The following is a 19831-nucleotide window of genomic DNA, read 5'->3' as shown; positions in this document are numbered from 1 at the left end:
TACAGATCAGGTGGATTTTTTTGAAATTTCCGAGCCTTGTAGATATCTACACATGAAAGGGCAGGGGAGAATAGTTACACTTCTGATATTAATGTTGGATTATTTAGTGGGTTTTTTAATAATCTCTTTATAGAACAAGTATCTTATATACTGTTTTGCGTCAGGATCATTTTGAGCAATCATGCTTAAGCTATTCATTATCTCTAAAATGCCTACCATATTTTTAACCTCTTGTTCTAGTTTAATTTTAAACTCATTTTTATATGGTTTAATGCTTTCCTCTCTTGCATGTTTAAAAGCTTCTTGAATACGAAATTTGAGTAAGGTTGGGTCGCTTTCATTACTGAGGTGCTTGAAATTTGTCAAGAATCTCTCTTCGTTCTTTGATACTGATTCTGTGAAATTCAGCACTTCCGATAGAATTTTATCACTCTTTGTTTGCCTGTGGTCTATTTTAAATATTGCTGATTCAAGCCTTTTTTTGGGCTGAAAAAATACTTGCTTTTTTTTATTCTGGTCTGTTGACAAATATTCGATTGATGAGATACCTAGTATTCCGACAGCCTCTCTTCTTATCTCATCATTTGAAAGAAGAATACTATGTTTAAGAAACCCCAAATTACTAAGCTTAGTACTTTGATCACTTTCAAAAATCACCTCTATATTTGAATCATCTAAAAAAATTGATCTGACCTTGAACTTTCGGGTTCTGTCTTTGTAAGATCGATGTAAAGTAAGAAGACAAAGGCATACTGAAAATGGAATATTGTAGTCTTGATAGCTTTCGGAAGTAATGCCTCTCAGATAGAAATTGCTATCGGTTTCAATAATTCTATACTTTCTTTTGTCATTTACCCTCTCTGAAAAAATTGACTTAAGTTTACTTATGTTTTCCAGAGCTATTTCAGCTAAGTCTTGGGAATATAGAAAGTCTGAAAACTTCTTAATTTTGAAATTTTCCTCAAGAAATTCAGATTTAGCAGAATGAATAGTTTCTAATTTAATTGACTGTTTATCGATTTCAGAATTTTCTTCAAGTAGATTGTTAAATCGTAATAGAAGAGAATTTTGTCCACCAATCTCCAAACATTCAATATCACTTAAACTCATGTCAAGATCAAATTTCTTGAGTTTTTTTTCACTTTTTAAGGTCTCGTTTACTAAAGTCAAAGCACCACGGACATCTATATAATCATTCGATTTTAATTCGTTTTCAAAGACACGTTCTAGAATTTCTTTCTCAGGTATATATTCAAAAAGAATTTTCAGGTCATCTATATGAATGCCAGAACCTTCATCAGTGTTAATCTCATTGCTGAGAAGGTGGGTAGGCTTGAGTGCGTTAGGTTTATTATTCATGTAATGAAAATAATAAATATTATTTATTAAAACATTTAAAATGCTATTTGAATATATAAAAACGTTATTGATTGCTTTAGGTGTAGTCTTTTTACTAGGGCTAAAAAACCATTAGATGGTTATTGCTACCTATAAAAAGATGGAGGCCAATGAAGGTATTATTACCTGCATTGGCCTCAAGATTTTGGGAGGACTATCAGGAATCCCATTCTGTTTTTTGATGTATTCGGATTACCAATACTCAAATATCCGAGAGATTTTACCATCTCTGAATTCAAAAAGGGTCATTTGCTCATCGCCTTCTGTTATCTCTGAGCCGTTTTTTTTCAAATACCTTCTGCTGACCACAATAGCGTTTAGTCCAACTATTTTGTTGGTGATTTTGAAGCCAGCTACTTCACCGTCATAGCTACCATTGGCCTGATTATTCATGTATCCATTGTAGAGGTCTTCTCTGGAATAGGTGCCGCCATATTTTGGGTGGACATAGGTGAAATCATCAGTAAAATAGGTGAAGAGTTTTTCAATGTCTTCTGGTTTAGAGCCCGCTTGAAAGATGGTTTTATTAAGTTCATAGTAAATATCTAAAGTGTTGTTAAGTGAATCTGCGTGGCTTTTTGAAATTTCCTGTGCAAAACTGCTGCCTTGAAAAACAGCCAGAGAGATGACGAATAGGAGAGATCTAAATGTATTTTTCATTGTTTATGTTTTGAACTTCAAAGCTAAGGTCAATCCGAAACTGCGCCATTGACTTTAGTTAAGAAACGGCTTTAATAGCTGTACTAGTTTTTCAACATATCTTAGGTAAATAAACAAGTATAAGATTTCTCCCTATGGTCGAAATGACATTCTAATCAGGCTTGTGGAACCTAAATAAAACCAAAAAGCCTGCCCTCAATCGAGAACAGGCTTTTATTTATATACTTTGTACTAATATCTAAGTACTAGAGGGCAATTACATCATGCCGCCCATTCCACCGCCCATTGGAGGCATTGGAGAAGCACCTGGCTCTTCTGGTTGCTCAGCCACTACACATTCGGTAGTTAATAGAAGAGCAGCGATAGAAGAAGCGTTTTCAAGCGCTAAACGAGTTACTTTAGTTGGGTCGATAACACCAGCTGCAATCAAGTTCTCGTATTTCTCAGTTCTAGCGTTGTAACCGTAGTCGTCTTTACCGTTTTTGATTTCGTTAACCACTACAGAGCCTTCGCCACCACAGTTAGCGATGATAGTTCTTAGAGGAGCTTCAACAGCCATTCTAACGATGTTAACACCAGTAGCTTGGTCTTCGTTTTCGGTTTCGATACCTTCCAAAGAAGCAGCAGCCCTGATTAAAGCAACACCACCACCAGCAACTACACCTTCTTGTACAGCAGCTCTTGTTGCGTGCAATGCATCGTCAACTCTATCTTTTTTCTCTTTCATTTCTACTTCAGTAGCCGCACCGATGTAAAGGATAGCCACACCACCAGAAAGTTTAGCAAGTCTTTCTTGCAACTTCTCTTTGTCGTAGTCAGAAGTAGTGTTTTCGATTTGCTGTTGGATTTGGTTTACTCTTGCTTTGATATCTTCTTCACGACCAGCACCATTTACGATTGTAGTGTTGTCTTTGTCGATATTGATTTTCTCAGCAGTACCCAAGTACTCAACAGTAGCGTTCTCTAATTTGTAACCTCTTTCTTCAGAAATTACAGTACCGCCAGTAAGGATAGCGATGTCTTCCAACATAGCTTTTCTTCTGTCGCCAAAACCTGGAGCTTTAACAGCAGCAATTTTTAGAGAACCTCTGATTTTGTTTACTACCAAAGTAGCAAGTGCTTCACCGTCTACATCTTCAGCAATGATAACCAATGGCTTGCCTGACTGAGCTACTGGCTCAAGTACTGGAAGCAATTCTTTCATTGAAGAGATTTTCTTGTCGTAGATCAAGATGTATGGGTTATCCAATTCAGCTTCCATTTTCTCTGTGTTGGTCACAAAGTATGGAGAAAGGTAACCTCTGTCGAACTGCATACCTTCTACAGTTTTAACTTCAGTTTCAGTACCTCTTGCTTCTTCAACAGTGATAACACCGTCTTTACCAACTTTTTCCATGGCATCGGCAATCATAGAGCCGATTTCCTCATCGTTGTTGGCAGAGATAGTACCAACTTGTTTGATTTCGTTGGTGTTTTGTATTGGTTTAGATTGTTTCTGAAGGTCAGTTACGATAGCTGCAACAGCTTTGTCGATACCTCTTTTCAAATCCATTGGGTTAGCACCAGCCGCTACGTTTTTGATACCTGCGTTGAAAATTGCCTGAGCAAGTACAGTTGCAGTAGTAGTACCATCACCAGCGCTGTCAGCAGTTTTAGAAGCAACTTCTTTAACAAGCTGAGCACCCATATTTTCGATTGGCTCTGACAACTCGATTTCTTTAGCTACAGAAACACCATCCTTAGTTACCGTAGGAGCACCGAATTTTTTGTCGATGATTACGTTTCTACCTTTAGGACCCAATGTTACTTTTACAGCATCCGCCAAGGTGTCAACACCTTTTTTCAGACGGTCTCTAGCGTCATTACGAAAGAATAATTCTTTAGCCATTTCTCTTTAAATTTTTAGTTTTTTCAGATCGATTAAACAATTGCAAAAATGTCAAACTCTCTCATGATCAAGTAGTCTTTACCGTCAACAGTGATTTCTGTTCCAGCATATTTACCGTACAATACGGTGTCGCCTTCTTTTACAGTAAGAGGCTCATCTTTTTTGCCAGCTCCTGCTGCAACTACAACACCTCTTTGAGGCTTTTCTTTGGCAGTATCAGGAATGATAATACCTGAAGCAGTTTTTTCTTCAGCAATGGCAGGTTCTACTAGAACTCTGTCGGCAAGCGGAGTGATGTTTACTTTTGACATTTTTCTATAAATAGTTAAGTGTTAAAACAAATTGTCGGAATGCCCATTTGCATTTAGTGTGCCAATCGCGATTCATGCACTTTTGTCAGTTTTGTGTCATGTTTTGCTCTTAGCCTTGCGAAAATTACTGACATTTCTGGAAACGATTGTCATCCCGTTCCATTCTTCAACTATTGAAAATTACCATTTGGCATACTTCAGGTGTGTTTTTTTGGCAGACTAGCGTTATATTCTATGTCAGTTAAAAGAATTGTACATATGGAAAAACTTAGCAAAGATTGGATCACCGATGGCATGATTGATTTTGAGTATAAAAAGTATGTGCTTTTGGCATATCTACAACAAGTAAAAGGCAGCTTTGATGCTGCTAAATTGTATCCGGCTTTGAGCGATTTGATGGAACGCTACGAAGATACGCTCAGTTTTCAGCGTAGAAAGAATTTAATGCGTTCGGGCTTCCCCAAAGAAATTTCAAGGATTGATTTAGAAAAGCTCAAAATCATGTACGAAGAACTCACCAATGATTCGGAGCTTATGGAACAGCTTGAAGAAATTGTAGAGTATGCTTTGCCCAGAATGAAATACACCCTTGAGATTGGAAAGGAAATTTACGACCAAGTAGAAGCCGACCTTAATATTGAACCGATAGGCATTATGCCACTTTATACTGATGAAGGTTATTTGATGATGGAAATGGGAGGGAAGAAGGAAACTCAGGTTTACCAGTATAAGATTTCAAAATTCACCATGTCGGGCCATGGCTATCGCAGCATTTATCTGGATTTGATTGATTCCTTTAAAAGAGGATTGGGCGATACTTTCGAACAAATTAAACTCAGGTTGATTAAGGCATACAAAACCTTGCCAAACCCAGCTACATTTTTGGTAAACTCTGAAAGGGAATATCCTCACTCAGAAACGCTAATGCCAGTGACCAAGCGTTTGGTTTTGCAAACAGTTAGCCAATACCAAAAGAAATAGACTGAACTCAAGAAAAATTGAAATTAATATGGAGTTTGGTATAGAATTTTCTTGTTAGCCCCGTTAAAGCATTTATTAGTCAAGACACACATATCAATGAAAAAACTATCGCTCGTTATTTTGATTTTTACGGTGTTCAGCTGCACGGCTGAAGCTCAGATTTTAAAGAAAGCCAAGGATTTAATGGGAGGGAATACGCCTTTCACTAAAGAAGAAGCCGCTCAGGCCTTGAAGGAAGCATTGGCCCAAGGTACCTCAAAAGGTGTGGATGTGCTTTCCAAAGTAGACGGTTATTATAAAAACCCAACCATAAAGATTCCATTTCCGCCAGAAGCCGAAGCGGTAGAAGAAAAATTGAGAGCTATTGGCTTGGGTAAACAAGTAGACGAAGCCGTGGAGTCTTTGAACAGAGCTGCCGAAGATGCTGCCAGTGAAGCCAAAGACATCTTTTTGGACGCTATTCGATCTTTGACTATTGGAGATGCCATTAATATTGTAAAGGGAGAAGATGATGCCGCTACACAATATTTGGAGCGACAAACTACTACTTCGCTTGAAGCTAAATTCAGTCCTATTATTGAAAAATCACTTCAGAAGGTGAATGCCACCAAATATTGGGGCGATGTAATGGGGGCTTACAACAAAATTCCTTTTGTTAAAAAAGTAGATCCAGATTTAACTGCTTATGTTACTCAAAAAGCAATTGATGGTTTGTTTGTGATGATTGCTAATGAAGAATTGAATATTAGGGAAAATGCAAGTGCTAGAACTTCAGCTTTGCTTAAAAAGGTTTTCGGTAAATAGTTAGACTTAACTATTTATCAATCAAAAAAAGTCCGTTAGAAAAACACTTCTAACGGACTTTTTAATTTTACGCCAAAGCGAGTACTTATTTATTCGGCTGAGGAGTAAATCTCAAATAAGGTTTTACCACTCTGTGTCCTTTCGGGAATTTAGCAGGAATGTCTTCAGTTTTAATAGCTGGAGAAACAACGGTATCTTCTCCGTCTTTCCAATCAGCAGGAGTAGCTACGCTGTAGTTAGCCGTTAGCTGAAGTGAATCGATTACTCTTAGAATTTCGTGGAAATTTCTACCTGTTGAGGCCGGGTAAGTCAAAGTCAATTTCACTTTTTTATCTGGCCCAATAATAAATACCGATCTAACCGTAAGCGTATCGTTCGCATTAGGGTGAATCATATCGTATAAATTAGCCACTGTTTTGTCTTCATCGGCTATAATTGGGAAGTCTACATTACAGTTTTGTGTTTCGTTAATGTCGTTGATCCAACCTTTGTGAGATTCCAACCCATCGACAGAAACAGCTAATACTTTTACATTTCTCTTTTCAAATTCAGATTTAAGTTGTGCGGTTCTGCCTAATTCGGTAGTACAAACCGGAGTGTAATCTGCAGGGTGCGAGAATAATAATCCCCAGCTATCGCCTAACCATTCGTGAAAATTAACGGTGCCTTCTGTGGTTTCAGCAGTAAAGTCAGGAGCTATATCGCCAAGTCTAATTGCCATGATTTTTTAAAATTTTAGGGTTAACACTGATTATGTAATACGTATAAAGAACACGCAAGTTAGAAAAGAGTTCTTTTTTGTCTATAGAAATAGTAGGGTATTTATTTAGGTATAATTTTCACCTGAATTCAAGAATCCTAATGATTAATAAAGGTGAAGTTATAATTGGCTACAAAATTCCAGAATACCACAATGATAATGGCAATAAGCTTGGCCGTATAGAATTTGGTATCTCTCTTATTCACAAGTAAATAGATGATCAGGTTGTTTAAACCCAGGCCAATAAGGGAGATTAATAAGTATTTTGAAAACTGTACAATAGCATCTGGATTAGTATCGTGAAAGGTCCAGATTTTATTGAGAATGTAATTAGAAGTTGAAGCCAAAGCGAAACCCAAACTGTTAGCTACATATTTATTAATCTTTAATTTTTCCTTGGTCAAATAGGTAACACCAAAATCGATAGCGAGCCCAGTGAAGCCTACAGTGCAGAATTTTAAAAATTTAAGGCCGAGTTCAAACATTCAGGCGAAGCGCAATTATGGTTTAGGAGTACATGCAAATATGCTGAACAATTTTCATATCTCGAAAACTTGTACTTTTGCCTTTCGTTAAAAGCGCAATCATTCAAATGACTTCAATTGAAACTAGCCAGAACGGCAAACATCAACGCATTTTTCTCTATTTTCTCATTATCTGGACTGTCGATGGTCTTATTCAAAACTATTTTACTGAAGTAAGTGGCGAAGAGGCTTATTATTGGCTGTTTTCACAGTTTTTAGATTGGAGTTATCTCGATCATCCGCCTATGGTAGGCGTGGTAACTGCGCCAGGGTATTGGCTAATTCCGAATAATCTTGGTTTAAGGTTGGGCATGCTGGCTTGTAATCTCCTTACTATTATAGTGCTCAGAAAAACGCTTGAAGTTAAAGATGATAAGCTTTTCGTTTGGATGATGTTGGGCTTGCTTCCTGTTCATTTAGGTGGGCTCTTGGTTAAAACCGATGTGCCTCTTTTGCTGTTTACGGCCACATTTTTCTATTTGTACAAACAGTATTTAAAAGAAGATAACTGGAAGAATGTTGTGCTATTGGCTTTGAACATCGCCTTAGTGATTATGAGCAAATACCATGGTTTCCTTGTGGTTATGTTCACCGTACTTTCCAACCTGAGTTTCTTCAAAAGAAAATCATTTTGGTCCATTGTTGGGCTTACCGTGGTATTTATGCTGCCTCATACGTATTGGCAGTACGCTCATGATTTCGCCAGCATTAAATTCCACTTATACAACCGAATCGACCTTGGTTTTAGCTTCGGAACCATAATGTATTACATTGGCATTCAGCCTTTGGTTTTTGGACCATTGATTGGTGTTTTGTTGTTTGGAGCTGCCTACAAACATAAAACTGAAAACTCTTTTCACAGGGCGTTGAAATTCAACATTGTAGGTGTACTTATTTTCTTCCTGATTTCTGCTTTCAGGGTAGAAGTTCATAAACACTGGACTAGTGTTGTGATGATTCCCCTAATTCTTTTAGGGCATGAATACATTTCTGGAAGAACAAATTGGCGAAAATGGATGGTGAATTTGTGTTTGATTTCATTGATTCTGTTCATCCCTGCCCGAATTTATCTTATGTATGATTTTCTTCCGAAAGCTTGGACTAAGGATTGGGATGTTTTGCATAATTGGGATACTTGGGCTGATGAAGTGAAAGAGCTTTCAGGTGGTTTGCCGATAGCTTTTATTAACCACTACGAGCGAGCTTCGCGATACAGCTATCTCACGGGTGATATTGTTCATTGCTACAATACTTTCGATTACCGGGAAACGCAGCATGATTTGTGGCCTTTGGAAGAAAAGTTGCAAGGGAAAACGGTTTTCATGATTGATCGACATAATCGAGAGAAGAAATATCCGACTTACACCACCAAAATCGGAAAGGGCATTCATTATCACATTGTCGAGAATTTCAGGTCTTTTAGAAAGGTTGAAATCGAAATTGAAGAGGCCACTAAGGAAATTGAAGTTGGGGCAGGGGAAAGCATTCCTCTAGAGTTATTGCTTACCAATGGCTATGGTTACGCAGTAGATTTCGCAGATGTAAATGGAAGAGATGTGTACTTAAACGCTCACTTTTTAGTGGGCTTAAAACCAAAGAAAAATGAAGTGCTTGAAGTGTTGAAAGATAAAATTGAAAGCGAAGCTAAAACGAGCAAATCTGTTGTGGTTGAGGCTCCGAGTGAGCCAGGCGAATATGATTTGAGGTTTTCAATTCAAGTAGACGGAATCGAAGCACCAATCAACAGCAAAAAGTATAAAGTGATTGTGAAGTAGTAAGTAAGCTTTCTTCACTCACTATTAAAGAAAATGGGCTGTGGTCAGTTTTGCCGACCCAGCCCATTTTTTGGATTTCCTTCATGATCAAATCTCCTTTTCAGCTCTCTTCCTACAATTACAATGGAAATGATGACTGAAAGAAGAAGGGCTCCTACAGAGATCATAATGCCCGTTTCTCCATCAAAAACCATAAAAGAGAAGATCTCGATGGTGATGGCTACCAATGCTGACCACATCATAACGTTACCGCAATATTCCTGTGCGAAGTCCCAAGTGGCTTGGCTTTTCATTGAACGTTTTGTTCTGTAACCCACCACATGGTTTATTTTATCTGGATGAATAAGTTTCATCAGAAAAGCTGGAAATAGGGTAGAAAACCCCATCATTATTTGCACCAGTAAGAGCTCAGAATTTTCCATTATTCACTGCTGTTTTTCTTCTTTTCCAATCTTCCAGCTTCTTTCAAAGCCTTGTTGATGAGCCACTCCATTTGTCCATTTGTGCTACGAAATTCATCCGCAGCCCATTTTTCCACCGAACTTAACAGTTCGGGGTCTAGTCGTAGCACAAATGGTTTTTTCTTAGACATAAACTAATGCTTTTTCCGTCCTAGAATCAAGTAGGTACCGTGGTTATACGAGGTAATTACCTGCCAACCTTGAACGGCCATAGTATTTAATCTTTTTTCAAAAAACTCTATTTTTTCGAAAGCCTTTTGATTTATCACTTTGTATTCCATGGTTATGTTTTTTAGTGATGTAAAGTGCCGGCATTCACTACAGGAGAAACCGCTTTATCGGAACAGAGTACCACCATAAGATTTGAAACCATGGCAGCTTTTTTATCTTCGTCAAAGTCTACAATGCTCTTGTGATTAAGTTCTTCAAGTGCCATTTCAACCATGCCAACCGCGCCTTCAACAATTTTCTGTCTCGCAGCTACAATTGCGGTGGCTTGCTGACGCTGAAGCATTGCACTGGCTATTTCTTCAGCATAAGCCAAATAACCAATTCTGGCTTCTATTACATTGATTCCAGCCATGGCCAATCGCTCTCTTAATTCTTCTTCTAAGTCGTGATTTACTTCGTTCATGCCGCTTCGAAGCGTGATTTCGCCTTCATCTTCAAAGTTGTCGTAAGCATAACTTCCGCCTAGTTTACGCACTGCAGCATCCGATTGAACTCTCACAAAATGTTCGTAATCATTTACCTCAAACATGGCTTTGTAAGTGTTTTCTACTCGCCAAACCAGAATCACAGAAATCATGATAGGGTTACCTAGTTTATCATTCACTTTCAATCTTTCACTGTCGAAGTTGTAAGCTCTTAGTGAAACCTTCTTTTTATTGTAGAATGGGTTAACCCAGAAGAAGCCGTTCTTTTTTACCGTTCCTTTATAGTTTCCGAAGAAAACCATAACGCGGGAAGAGTTTGGGTTGATGATGAAAAAGCCAAAAAGCAGAACGAAAAAGACTGGGAATAACAAGGCGAACCAAGGTGATCTGGTAACAGCTATACCGGCAATGGCTCCACCGAAAATGAGCATCTCCAAAAATAGAATTGGGAAACCAGGGTTAGGGGAAAATGATTTTTCTTCTTTCATGAGTTTTGATTTTGATATGATATCAATTTAATATCAATCCAAATCAAATTACGCATGAATAGAATGAGAGGTTTCAAATAGGGCTGAAATGTTTAGAAAACTGATAAATGGGAAAGGGCTAACCTTCCATTTTCTATGCCCCTCTTCTATAAAATATTGAAGTTGGGGTAAAGAAAGCAAGATTAGCCCTTGTTGTATGTTGTTCAAACGCTAGATATCTAGATCTGAACCGTTTTCCATCTGCCTTTTTTGAATAACACAAATGAGCAAATGGCGATTAAAGTTTCAGCTAAAGTAATGGCCAAGTAAACACCGATAGGCCCCCAGTCGAGCACAATGGCTGCAACGTACGCCAGTGGAATTTGGAACAGCCAAAAACAAAAGAAATTGATGATTGTCGGGGTTTTGGTATCTCCAGCACCATTGAAGGATTGAGTAAGCACCATTCCATAAGCATAGAAAATATACCCCGCAGCAATAATTTGAAGACTTAAGGCCCCGGCATCAATTACGGCAGGTTCATCTTTAAACCACGACACGATTTCTTTAGCAAAGAACATGTATAAGATGGAAATACTCACCATAAAAATGGCGTTGTATTTGCCCGTAGTCCAAACGGATTTTTCAGCCCTTTCTGGTTGTTTGGCGCCCAGGTTTTGACCAACAAGCGTAGCGGCTGCGTTGCTCATTCCCCAAGAAGGCATAAGCGTAAACATCATTACTCTGATGGAAATACCATAGCCAGCCAAAACTTCGCTACCAAATTCAGACATAATTCTAGTAAGGAATACCCAACTGGAGGTACCAATCAGAAATTGGCCAATGCCACCTAGGGAAACCTTCACCAAACCCCACATGATTTTGGCTTTAAAAACCACATCTTTCAACGCAATTTTAATTCGGCTTCCTCCCATAAAGAGGACGAATAGTTGCCCAACAACAGCCAAGCCACGGCCAATCGTGGTTGCAATTGCTGCTCCTTCAACTCCGTAAGCTGGTATGGCTCCAAATCCGAAGATGAAAACTGGGTCTAGAATGATGTTTAATCCGTTTGACACTACCAAGGTCCACATGGCGATGGATGCATCTCCAGCACCACGGAATATTGCGTTGATCAAAAAGAGCAATACTACTGTAATATTTCCTCCAATGAGAATTCGTGTATATCCATAGCCCTCTTCAACCAGATCGGCTTCACCACCCATCAATCCAAGAACCTCTTTCGGGAAAATGATTCCGAAAATACCGATAACCACAGCGATAACACTACCTAAAAGAATTGCTTGAACCGCAGTTTGTGAGGCTCCAGCCATATCCTTTTCTCCTGTGCGTCTGGCAACAACGGCTGTTGCAGCCATACTTAAACCAATGGCCAAGGCATAAACCAGCGTGATTACGGATTCTGTAAGTACCACCGTAGCAATCGCATTGGTACTCACTTGCGAAACATAAACCATGTCTACCAATGAAAATGTCGATTCCATTAGCATTTCGAGAATCATGGGGATTGAAAGCATGAAAATGGCTTTCTTAATGCTGCCTGAAGTAAAGTTTTCTTCCTTACCAGTAAGCGCTATTTTAAGGTTATGAAAAAACCTTTTTATAAAATGTTTTGATTGATTTGTCATTTATGAGATTGTAATTGTTAAAAAAAGACCAAAAGTCAGAAATAGCTTTCTGACTGATCGTTAGACCAGCTCAGGCAGAGCGATTATGGTTTGTACAATTCTCATAAATTCATGATGCTGTAAATTTTGACTTTTTTTTCTTAAGGTCAAAATTTAATTGTGTGCTGAGCGCAAAATTTCTTTTATCCTTAACATTCCCGTGGTTGCTTTTTCTTCTATAAAATGAAGTCTTGGGCCTTGTCTGATTTCGGGTTTGTGTGGATCGACAATATAAATCGGGGTAGAGTTGGGTACATAATGAACCAAACTGGCTGCTGGGTAAACCACTAATGAAGTACCAACCACCAGCAGAATATCGGCTTGTTCAGCAAGTTCAATCGCAGTTTCCATCATGGGTACGGCTTCTCCAAACCAAACAATATTGGGCCTTAATTGGCTGCCCTTTTCACAAAGGTCGCCTAGTTTCAATTCCCAATGATCCATTTCGTAAATCAGGTTTTCGTACTGTGTGCTTCTGCTTTGGAAAAGCTGACCGTGCAAATGTACTACTTTGGAAGAGCCAGCCTTTTCATGCAGATTATCTACATTTTGAGTGATAATGGTGACATCGAAGTCTTTTTCCAGTTCTTTTAAAATATGATGTGCTTGATTCGGCTTTGCTGTGTGAGCTTGTTTTCTGCGTTGATTGTAAAATTCAAGTACTAAAGCGGGATTTTTGTGCCATCCTTCAGGAGTTGCCACTTCAGTTACATCGTGGCCTTCCCAAAGCCCATTGGCATCACGAAAGGTTTTTAAACCGCTTTCTGCACTAATTCCAGCACCAGTAAGTACAACCAGCTTTTTCATTAAATGCCCAGTTCTTCTCGGTTTTCCTGAAGTACAGCAATAATAAATTCGATGTGTTCTGTGAGGTCAACCCCTAGTTTTTCAACGCCTGCTTCTATTTCGTCTCTTTCCACTTTCGCGGCAAAGCTTTTTTGCTTCAATTTCTTTTTAACAGATTTGGCAGTTAAGCCTTCAATGCCCTCCGGGCGAACTTGACTACAGGCCACAATAAAACCAGTAAGTTCATCGCAAGCTAACAGAGCCTTGTCGAGCAAGGTGTCATAAGAAACACCCCATTTGGTGTAATGGGCAGATATGGCATGCGCAATTTTTTCTTCTCCCATATCTCTCAACATCGAGACAATTCGAGAAGGATGTTCTTCTGGATAAGCCTCATAATCCGCATCGTGAAGCATTCCTGTAATGGCCCATTCTTTCGGGTCTTCTCCAAATTTTTCAGCATAAGCCTCCATCACCAGTTCAACAGTTCGGGCATGGCGCAAAAGGCTTTCGCTGTTGGTCATGGAAACTAATATGGCTGTGGCTTCTTTCTTTTTCATGGTTTGGAGGTGGGTTTAAATAAAAAAGCTATCCGAAAAGCAACGTCTTAATTAGCCAAAACCAACTAAAACTTCACCTTTCGGATAGCTTATAATAATCAATTAATTGCCGTCTGGCAAATCAATATCTACGTTGTTGCGGTAATCTCCAAGCAAGTGTTCTGCGAAGAAGTACCACATCATTTTTTCGTAATAAGGTTGCTTGCTACCGTATCCATGACGAGAAGCTGGGATTGGCATGTAGTCAAATCTCTTTCCTGCTTTCATCAATTCATCAGCTACTCTGATACTGTTCGAAGGGTGAACGTTATTATCGATTGTACCGTGAGTTAGCAACAAATGACCTTTTAAGTTCGAAGCCAAAGAAGGGTTAGTTTTGATTTTGGCATCCCAAGTAGTTTCAACCGTTTCGTTTCCTTCTTTATCCTTTTTCTTCTTGTCTTTTCTCTTAACGCCATTATGTGTTTCAGACCACCATTTGTTGTAAATGTTGTTGTCGTGATTACCGGCTGATGATGCAGCAGCATCGTAGAAGTCAGGGTAGGTAAGTAACGCTGCAGTAGACATGAATCCACCACCTGAGTGACCGAAAATACCAACATGATCGATATCGATCCACTCATATCTCTCGGCCAATTGTTCTAATGAACGCTTATCGTCAGCAATAGCGTAATCTCTCAAATTCTCATAACCATAGGTGTGGTAGTATTTATCGCGCATTGGAGAACCACCTCGGTGGCCCATGCTTACCACAATAAAACCAAGCTGAGCAAGCGCTGTATTGTAGCGACCAGTAATGGTGAAATCATTTACGAATGATTCAGTTTGTGGCCCAGGGTAAACGTATGAAATGATTGGGTACTTTCTGGTTGAATCGAAATCGAAAGGCTTGTACATTACGCCATATAAATCGGTAATGCCATCGTCAGCTTTAACTGTAAAGCGTTCTGGTTTTTTCCAGCCGGCTTGTTCCAATAGGCTCAAATCAGCAGTTTCCAAATTCATTAATGTGTTACCGTTGCTGTCTTTCAAAAGAGAAGTAGGAGTAACGTCTACAGCAGAGTAATTGTCTACATAAAACTTGTTTGATTCAGCCATGCTCACTCTGTGATTACCCATTTCGGTTGAAATGGCCTTAAATCCAGAACCATCAAAGTTGGCTTTGTAAATCATTGAATAATAAGGGTCGATGCCCTCTTCGCGACCAAATGCTTCGAAATAAACTTTTCTTCCAACAGTATCGATGCTTTGGATTTGGCCAGTAATGAAATAACCACCGTTAGTGATTTTGTTCTTCAAAGCTCCAGTTTGGCCATCATATAAATACAATTGACCCCAGCCGTTTCTTTCCGACCACCAAATCAATTCTTTTCCTTCTTCCAAAATAGAAAGCTGCTGATAGCTCCAGTTGAAATACGGATGATCTACATCTTGGAAAAGCTCAGTTACTTCACCGGTAGAAGTATTTACAACGCTAACATCTAAGGTGTCGCTGGTGCGGTTCATTCTGGTTAAGAAAAGTCTATCAGAAGTTTCGCCAGGCAAGTAAGTGCTGATGGTTTGGTCGGTGTATTTATCGATATCGACAACAATCTGTTTTTTACTTTCGGCATCGAAAATTTCTAAATGCTCTTGAGGAACATCCACATCGCCAGGCATTGCATATTTGTAAACTTCAAGTTCTGGGCGTGGTTTGGCTAATTCATTGATCACAAAAAGGTCTTTCACTTTTCTTGAGTCGGTTCTGTTTACAAAGAATTTCTTCTCGTCTTTGAACCATCTTACTCTAGCTCTCGATCTTTTGTCTTTTGTAGTATCGTCTTGATCGTAAGAGTAGCTGAACCATCTTTTTCCGTCAGTAGTCAACTGAGTTTCTACAGAATCTTCTCCATTCACTTCCATCATAAATAGGTTATGGTTTTTAGCGAAGGTGATGTAGGTACTGTCAGGCGAATAAGAAGCCCAATTGTTCCTTTTCTTACGTTTTTCGGTTGAATCGCCCTTGGTGATATTTCTTGTGTTCAAATCGAAGTGGTAATCGATGCTGTCCACAATAAAAGTCAGGGTTTTATTGTCGTCTTCTAACTCGAGCCCTTTTAGGTCTAAATCGTTGTGGTTCCAAGGTTTTCTGGTCAGTTCGCTAAGTTTTGCTGCGAAATCCTTACTGTTGAACATTTCTGTTTTGGTCTTTTTAACAGGATCAACCACGTAGAATTTCTTTCCAGAAGTGGTGGTGTAAGTGTACCAAAATTTGTCGCTATCCTTGAACCAGTGCGGAGCAACTCGAGTGCTTTTTAGCATTTTGTTCAGGTTCGAAGAGCTGAATTTTTGAGCCGCTTTAAAGTCGGCTTTGTGCTGCGCATACACGTTGAAAACCGCCAGCGTCAGCAAAATAGTTAGTAGTTTCTTCATCCTTTAAGGGTTAGTTCTCTAATAATAAGGCCAATGCTTTTGAAATACAAAGCCTTTATTTTGCATTAACCAATTACAGGATGAGCGGAAAATAGAGTGTTGGTTTTCTGTTGGTTTAAACAAAAAAAGCACCTCTAGGGTGCTTTTAGAATCTTAAAACGGACTATTAAAATTTAATAGGTAATTCAGCGATTGTGTTTTGCCAGCCTACCAAAAGATTGGCTCCGTTTTCGGCTTCGGTGAACATTACAGAAAGATACTCGATGGTTTCTTCGCTGGTAGAAACTTTGGCTTCAGCTCTAGCAATTTCTTTGCTGTCTTTCAGGCTGTAATTACCCCAAGTGTTCAATTTGCTATGCAATACAAATGTCCATTTGTCTTTTTCAGGAATGGCATATATGGTGTAAGTGCCTTTTTTAACTTTAGAAGTCCCGAAAGTTACGTCTTCATAAAAAGTGATTTCGCTGGCTTCATTAGCGCCAAGTCTCCATAATTGACCAAAAGGAACATCTTTTCCGCCAATCATATCTCTGCCTTTTAACTGAGGTCGGCTGTAATACATTTTGATTTTGGCATCTACTTTTGGCCCGCCTCTTAAGTCAGAAGTTGGAACTCCGTTAGGATAGAAAGCAACATCTAAAGGGCTTGGATCTGGACCTGGAAATTTTTGAGCTTGAGCATTTAGGCAAAAGCATACCATCAAAATGGTGAAGAGTGCTAAAGTTGATTTTTTCATTTTATGATGTGATATGTGTATTGGATTTGAATTAAATAAACTTTGGGTAAAACGGCTCAATAGAAGAACAAATAACCGATGAAAATTGCGGCAATAACTCCTGCTAAGTCGGCAATAAGACCAGCTGTAACCGCATATCGGGAGTTTTTAATGTTTACAGCGCCAAAGTAGACAGCCAAAACATAGAATGTGGTTTCAGTACTACCTTGAAAAATGCTAGCCATTCTTCCTACAAAAGAGTCAGCGCCAAATTCGTGCATGGTGTCTACCATCATTCCTCTTGCCCCACCACCACTCAAAGGTTTCATAATGGCGGTTGGTAAAGCGTCTACAAAATCAGTGTTTAATCCCGTTAGCCCGATCAAAAATTTTAAGCCATCTACAATTAAATCTAATGTTCCTGAAGCCCGAAACACTCCAATGGCAACCAACATTGCCACCAAATAAGGAATGATTTTAATGGCAATGCCAAAACCTTCTTTCGCGCCTTCTATAAAGGCATCGTACACATTGATTTTGTTTTTGAAAGCCAAACCAATAAATGAAGCAATCACGCTGAACAGAATCAAACTGCTAGCGACCGATGAAATGGTTTTTACTTCTTCTTGTGGAATACTCTGAAAATAGTAAATGGTAAGGGCGATAAATGCGGTAAGTGATCCTAAATAGAGCAGTACTGTTTTGTTCAGTAAGTTGATTCTCTGATAAAGTGCTACGGTTATTAGTCCCGCTAAAGTTGAAAAGAAAGTAGCCAGTAAAATGGGTATGAAAACATCGGATGGGTTTGCTGCGCCTTCGGTGGCTCTGTAGGCCATAATGGAAACTGGTATTAAGGTTAAGCCAGATGTGTTCAGCACCAAAAACATAATTTGTGCATTTGAGGCTGTATCCTTGCTGGTGTTGAGTTCTTGGAGGCCGTTCATGGCTTTTAATCCAAGCGGTGTAGCGGCATTATCCAATCCCAGAAAGTTCATAGAGAAATTCATTACCATTGGGCCAAATACGGGGTGGTCTTTTGGGATTTCAGGAAAAAGCTTGGTGAAAAGAGGGCTAATTGCCCGTGAAATAATCGTAACCACTCCGCCTCTTTCTCCAATTTTCATCATGCCCATCCATAATGTCATAACGCCCGTTAGAGCCAGAGAAAGCTCAAAGCCCGTTTTTGACATATCGAAAGTGCTTTGAATAATGCTAGGGAAAATCTCAACATCGCCTAAAAAAATGAGTTTGAAAAGGGCAACAACGAATGCAATCAGAAAAAAAGCAATCCAGATATAGTTTAAGGCCATGGGTGAATTTAGAATTAAGTTTGAGGATTTACAACCAGCTCGGTGGGCTACATAAGATTAAGCAAATGAGTAGCTGCAATAGCAGCGGTTTCGGTTCTCAAACGGTTTTGGCCTAAGCTCACTTTCTGAAAACCTTGCTTTAGAGCCAATTCCACTTCGTTTGTGCTAAAATCACCTTCAGGGCCAATGAGCACCAAGTTGCTGGCAGCTTTCATAGCCAAATCTTTTAAATGAGTTGGGTTTTCAAAATCCACATAGGCGATGAATTTCTTTTCGGATGAAATGTTGGAAACGAATTTTTTGAAAGCAACAAGTTCATCAATCTGAGGAAGGTAAGCTTGGCCGGATTGCTTCATGGCACTGACCGCTTTTTTTATCAAACGATCTGTTTTTAGCACTTTTCTTTCGGAATGATCGCAGAGTAAGAATGTAATTCGGTCTACGCCAAATTCTACTGCCTTTTCAATAAACCATTCAATTCGATCCAAGTTTTTGGTTGGGGCAATGGCGATATGTCTAAAAGTAGAATTTGCGGCAACACTTTCTTTTGAAGTGATTTCAAAGCCACATTTTTTTGGATTGTCATCGCTGATTGTAGCTTGGTAGAAGCTTCCTTTACCATCGGTTAATTGAATGGAGTCTCCTTGTTTTAATCGAAGCACTTTCACCGCATGTCGCGATTCTTCATCGTTTAAAACGAAAATTCCTTCAGTGATTTCGGGTTGGTAAAAAAGCTGCATAGCCCGAAAATTAACTTGCCCCAACAAGAATGTCTAATGGCAAGCGAAATTTTTGAGATTTCAGAATAGGGAAGGAGGTGTTTGGGCTTCTTTTATTCTTTTCAAACCTTTTTCAACACCCATAGCTACAAATTGAGTATACCCGTCTTCGGGCAAAGCTTTTAAATGTTCTTTGGCCATGTCGTAGGCTTCAAGAGCATCTTGCGTGCGGTTCAAGTCCTCATAACCCTTTCCAATGTTTAGAAAGAGCGAAGGCAAAAAGGCATCGGACAAATGCTTGACTTTTAAGGCATAACCCAACGCGGTTTCGTCCCAATCCAGTTTTTCCTGAATCGATTTTTGATGACGGGCCACGTAATGCGCAGCAATTGCCTTTTCCAGGTCGTTTTTGGCCAAATTCCATGCTTCGTGAAATTTGTTGGCGGCCATTATGGGGGCAGTACCTTCCAACTCCATGCCTTTCGCGCAAAGAACGACTACTCTGTTGTTGGGGTCGAATTTCATTTTCACTTATTCCAATACTTCTGCCATAACACCTATTTTTTCTAAATGGCGAATGACCATTTTTTCGTTTAGGCTGCCTTGGCGGGTTTCAATTCTTAAAATCTTATCGCAATCCTCCAGATCGAACGAAATAATAGCCCGAGGAAGAATACCAGATAAAACCTGATAAGCCAAGTGCGACTCTCTTTCAGATTTAATATCTGTTCTAAAAACCTCAATTAGCGGCTCTTGTTGTTCAATCCTTACTATTTCTTCAGATCTAAACATGAAAAGTCTTAGGAGTGAAAAAAGTTGGAGCTTGCAAGCATAGTTCATGGGTTCTCATACGAATGCGATTGTCATCTGTTTTACCTTTTTGAAATAAAAAATTGGCCGTATCATTTTAAAAAGCCAATCCACTCTAATCGTTCTGAAAACCAAGGTTTTCTACT

General features: G+C 39.1%; 22 protein-coding genes. 3 read left to right on the top strand and 19 right to left on the bottom strand.

Annotated features, from left to right (window positions below; translation table 11 throughout):
* Positions 1-99: 99 nt before the first annotated feature.
* The 4 genes from ACXACJ_RS09480 to ACXACJ_RS09465 all read right to left on the bottom strand — a co-directional run bounded on the left by ACXACJ_RS09480 (position 100) and on the right by ACXACJ_RS09465 (position 4257).
* Positions 100-1359, bottom strand: a complete 1260-nt coding sequence (locus ACXACJ_RS09480; protein ID WP_475134125.1) for a hypothetical protein — start codon at positions 1357-1359, stop codon at positions 100-102.
* Between the two features lie 231 nt (positions 1360-1590).
* Entirely contained in the window at positions 1591-2058 is a 468-nt protein-coding gene (locus ACXACJ_RS09475) for a nuclear transport factor 2 family protein (protein WP_475134124.1), read from the bottom strand.
* 256 nt (positions 2059-2314) lie between these two features.
* Complete coding sequence (groL, locus tag ACXACJ_RS09470; protein ID WP_475134123.1) at positions 2315-3946, bottom strand: chaperonin GroEL; 1632 nt, start codon at positions 3944-3946, stop codon at positions 2315-2317.
* Between the two features lie 32 nt (positions 3947-3978).
* Positions 3979-4257, bottom strand: coding sequence for a co-chaperone GroES (locus ACXACJ_RS09465; protein WP_475134122.1), 279 nt, complete (start codon positions 4255-4257; stop codon positions 3979-3981).
* A 258-nt stretch (positions 4258-4515) separates the two neighbouring features.
* Here ACXACJ_RS09465 and ACXACJ_RS09460 point away from each other — a divergent pair, with 258 nt between their 5' ends.
* Together ACXACJ_RS09460 and ACXACJ_RS09455 are read left to right on the top strand one after the other, a co-directional pair.
* Positions 4516-5238, top strand: a complete 723-nt coding sequence (locus tag ACXACJ_RS09460; RefSeq protein WP_475134121.1) for a hypothetical protein — start codon at positions 4516-4518, stop codon at positions 5236-5238.
* Between the two features lie 96 nt (positions 5239-5334).
* Complete coding sequence (locus ACXACJ_RS09455) at positions 5335-6042, top strand: DUF4197 domain-containing protein (protein ID WP_475134120.1); 708 nt, start codon at positions 5335-5337, stop codon at positions 6040-6042.
* Positions 6043-6127: 85 nt separating this feature from the next.
* On the opposite strand, the gene ACXACJ_RS09450 is transcribed toward ACXACJ_RS09455, so the two are convergent.
* Complete coding sequence (locus ACXACJ_RS09450) at positions 6128-6763, bottom strand: peroxiredoxin (RefSeq protein ID WP_475134119.1); 636 nt, start codon at positions 6761-6763, stop codon at positions 6128-6130.
* A 137-nt stretch (positions 6764-6900) separates the two neighbouring features.
* Positions 6901-7287 (bottom strand): GtrA family protein, encoded by a 387-nt coding sequence (locus tag ACXACJ_RS09445; protein ID WP_475134118.1) that lies wholly within the window; start codon positions 7285-7287, stop codon positions 6901-6903.
* 107 nt (positions 7288-7394) lie between these two features.
* Here ACXACJ_RS09445 and ACXACJ_RS09440 point away from each other — a divergent pair, with 107 nt between their 5' ends.
* Positions 7395-9101 carry an ArnT family glycosyltransferase gene (locus ACXACJ_RS09440; RefSeq protein ID WP_475134117.1) on the top strand — a complete coding sequence of 569 codons (1707 nt, stop codon included), beginning with the start codon at positions 7395-7397 and terminating at the stop codon, positions 9099-9101.
* Between the two features lie 44 nt (positions 9102-9145).
* Here the strand turns inward: ACXACJ_RS09440 and ACXACJ_RS09435 are convergent, their stop codons facing one another.
* From ACXACJ_RS09435 to ACXACJ_RS09375, 13 genes are all read right to left on the bottom strand, one after another.
* On the bottom strand, positions 9146-9523 hold the full coding sequence (locus ACXACJ_RS09435) for an SdpI family protein (protein ID WP_475134116.1): 378 nt from the start codon (positions 9521-9523) through the stop codon (positions 9146-9148).
* On the bottom strand, positions 9523-9693 hold the full coding sequence (locus tag ACXACJ_RS09430) for a type II toxin-antitoxin system antitoxin (RefSeq protein WP_475134115.1): 171 nt from the start codon (positions 9691-9693) through the stop codon (positions 9523-9525). Before ACXACJ_RS09430 ends, ACXACJ_RS09435 begins: the two co-directional genes overlap by 1 nt.
* 3 nt (positions 9694-9696) lie before the next feature.
* A complete protein-coding gene (locus ACXACJ_RS09425; RefSeq protein WP_475134114.1) occupies positions 9697-9843 on the bottom strand; it encodes a hypothetical protein in 147 nt (48 codons plus the stop codon).
* 11 nt (positions 9844-9854) lie between these two features.
* Entirely contained in the window at positions 9855-10706 is an 852-nt protein-coding gene (locus tag ACXACJ_RS09420) for an SPFH domain-containing protein (protein ID WP_475134113.1), read from the bottom strand.
* 218 nt (positions 10707-10924) lie between these two features.
* On the bottom strand, positions 10925-12334 hold the full coding sequence (locus ACXACJ_RS09415; RefSeq protein ID WP_475134112.1) for an MATE family efflux transporter: 1410 nt from the start codon (positions 12332-12334) through the stop codon (positions 10925-10927).
* A gap of 153 nt (positions 12335-12487) precedes the next feature.
* On the bottom strand, positions 12488-13180 hold the full coding sequence (locus tag ACXACJ_RS09410) for an SIR2 family NAD-dependent protein deacylase (RefSeq protein WP_475134111.1): 693 nt from the start codon (positions 13178-13180) through the stop codon (positions 12488-12490).
* Positions 13180-13719 carry an HD domain-containing protein gene (locus ACXACJ_RS09405; protein WP_475134110.1) on the bottom strand — a complete coding sequence of 180 codons (540 nt, stop codon included), beginning with the start codon at positions 13717-13719 and terminating at the stop codon, positions 13180-13182. Before ACXACJ_RS09405 ends, ACXACJ_RS09410 begins: the two co-directional genes overlap by 1 nt.
* Before the next feature lie 102 nt (positions 13720-13821).
* The gene (locus tag ACXACJ_RS09400) at positions 13822-16131 is read right to left on the bottom strand and encodes a S9 family peptidase (RefSeq protein ID WP_475134109.1); all 2310 of its coding nucleotides are present in this window, start codon (positions 16129-16131) and stop codon (positions 13822-13824) included.
* A gap of 166 nt (positions 16132-16297) precedes the next feature.
* Positions 16298-16867, bottom strand: a complete 570-nt coding sequence (locus ACXACJ_RS09395; protein ID WP_475134108.1) for a DUF2911 domain-containing protein — start codon at positions 16865-16867, stop codon at positions 16298-16300.
* A 56-nt stretch (positions 16868-16923) separates the two neighbouring features.
* A complete protein-coding gene (locus ACXACJ_RS09390) occupies positions 16924-18156 on the bottom strand; it encodes a nucleoside recognition domain-containing protein (RefSeq protein WP_475134107.1) in 1233 nt (410 codons plus the stop codon).
* Between the two features lie 47 nt (positions 18157-18203).
* Positions 18204-18896: a 16S rRNA (uracil(1498)-N(3))-methyltransferase gene (locus ACXACJ_RS09385; protein ID WP_475134106.1), complete on the bottom strand. Its 693-nt coding sequence runs from the start codon at positions 18894-18896 to the stop codon at positions 18204-18206.
* 60 nt (positions 18897-18956) lie between these two features.
* Positions 18957-19400 carry an rRNA adenine methyltransferase gene (locus tag ACXACJ_RS09380; protein WP_475134105.1) on the bottom strand — a complete coding sequence of 148 codons (444 nt, stop codon included), beginning with the start codon at positions 19398-19400 and terminating at the stop codon, positions 18957-18959.
* Between the two features lie 6 nt (positions 19401-19406).
* Positions 19407-19667, bottom strand: coding sequence for a hypothetical protein (locus tag ACXACJ_RS09375; protein WP_475134104.1), 261 nt, complete (start codon positions 19665-19667; stop codon positions 19407-19409).
* Positions 19668-19831: the final 164 nt, after the last annotated feature.

The sequence above is a fragment of the Roseivirga sp. AWQ4_251 genome, assembly GCF_056158225.1.
This window is presented reverse-complemented; position numbering and strand designations above follow the sequence as displayed.

Bases quoted from the DNA above. Each gene is read 5' to 3' on its own strand.
- ACXACJ_RS09465 (WP_475134122.1), bottom strand. From the start codon at position 4,257: ATGTCAAAAGTAAACATCACTCCGCTTGCCGACAGAGTTCTAGTAGAA.
- ACXACJ_RS09400 (WP_475134109.1), bottom strand. From the start codon at position 16,131: ATGAAGAAACTACTAACTATTTTGCTGACGCTGGCGGTTTTCAACGTG.
- ACXACJ_RS09375 (WP_475134104.1), bottom strand. From the start codon at position 19,667: ATGTTTAGATCTGAAGAAATAGTAAGGATTGAACAACAAGAGCCGCTA.
- ACXACJ_RS09440 (WP_475134117.1), top strand. From the start codon at position 7,395: ATGACTTCAATTGAAACTAGCCAGAACGGCAAACATCAACGCATTTTT.
- groL (WP_475134123.1), bottom strand. From the start codon at position 3,946: ATGGCTAAAGAATTATTCTTTCGTAATGACGCTAGAGACCGTCTGAAA.
- ACXACJ_RS09380 (WP_475134105.1), bottom strand. From the start codon at position 19,400: ATGAAATTCGACCCCAACAACAGAGTAGTCGTTCTTTGCGCGAAAGGC.
- ACXACJ_RS09395 (WP_475134108.1), bottom strand. From the start codon at position 16,867: ATGAAAAAATCAACTTTAGCACTCTTCACCATTTTGATGGTATGCTTT.
- ACXACJ_RS09415 (WP_475134112.1), bottom strand. From the start codon at position 12,334: ATGACAAATCAATCAAAACATTTTATAAAAAGGTTTTTTCATAACCTT.
- ACXACJ_RS09405 (WP_475134110.1), bottom strand. From the start codon at position 13,719: ATGAAAAAGAAAGAAGCCACAGCCATATTAGTTTCCATGACCAACAGC.
- ACXACJ_RS09480 (WP_475134125.1), bottom strand. From the start codon at position 1,359: ATGAATAATAAACCTAACGCACTCAAGCCTACCCACCTTCTCAGCAAT.
- ACXACJ_RS09420 (WP_475134113.1), bottom strand. From the start codon at position 10,706: ATGAAAGAAGAAAAATCATTTTCCCCTAACCCTGGTTTCCCAATTCTA.
- ACXACJ_RS09410 (WP_475134111.1), bottom strand. From the start codon at position 13,180: ATGAAAAAGCTGGTTGTACTTACTGGTGCTGGAATTAGTGCAGAAAGC.
- ACXACJ_RS09455 (WP_475134120.1), top strand. From the start codon at position 5,335: ATGAAAAAACTATCGCTCGTTATTTTGATTTTTACGGTGTTCAGCTGC.
- ACXACJ_RS09430 (WP_475134115.1), bottom strand. From the start codon at position 9,693: ATGTCTAAGAAAAAACCATTTGTGCTACGACTAGACCCCGAACTGTTA.
- ACXACJ_RS09425 (WP_475134114.1), bottom strand. From the start codon at position 9,843: ATGGAATACAAAGTGATAAATCAAAAGGCTTTCGAAAAAATAGAGTTT.
- ACXACJ_RS09390 (WP_475134107.1), bottom strand. From the start codon at position 18,156: ATGGCCTTAAACTATATCTGGATTGCTTTTTTTCTGATTGCATTCGTT.
- ACXACJ_RS09460 (WP_475134121.1), top strand. From the start codon at position 4,516: ATGGAAAAACTTAGCAAAGATTGGATCACCGATGGCATGATTGATTTT.
- ACXACJ_RS09445 (WP_475134118.1), bottom strand. From the start codon at position 7,287: ATGTTTGAACTCGGCCTTAAATTTTTAAAATTCTGCACTGTAGGCTTC.
- ACXACJ_RS09475 (WP_475134124.1), bottom strand. From the start codon at position 2,058: ATGAAAAATACATTTAGATCTCTCCTATTCGTCATCTCTCTGGCTGTT.
- ACXACJ_RS09450 (WP_475134119.1), bottom strand. From the start codon at position 6,763: ATGGCAATTAGACTTGGCGATATAGCTCCTGACTTTACTGCTGAAACC.
- ACXACJ_RS09385 (WP_475134106.1), bottom strand. From the start codon at position 18,896: ATGCAGCTTTTTTACCAACCCGAAATCACTGAAGGAATTTTCGTTTTA.
- ACXACJ_RS09435 (WP_475134116.1), bottom strand. From the start codon at position 9,523: ATGGAAAATTCTGAGCTCTTACTGGTGCAAATAATGATGGGGTTTTCT.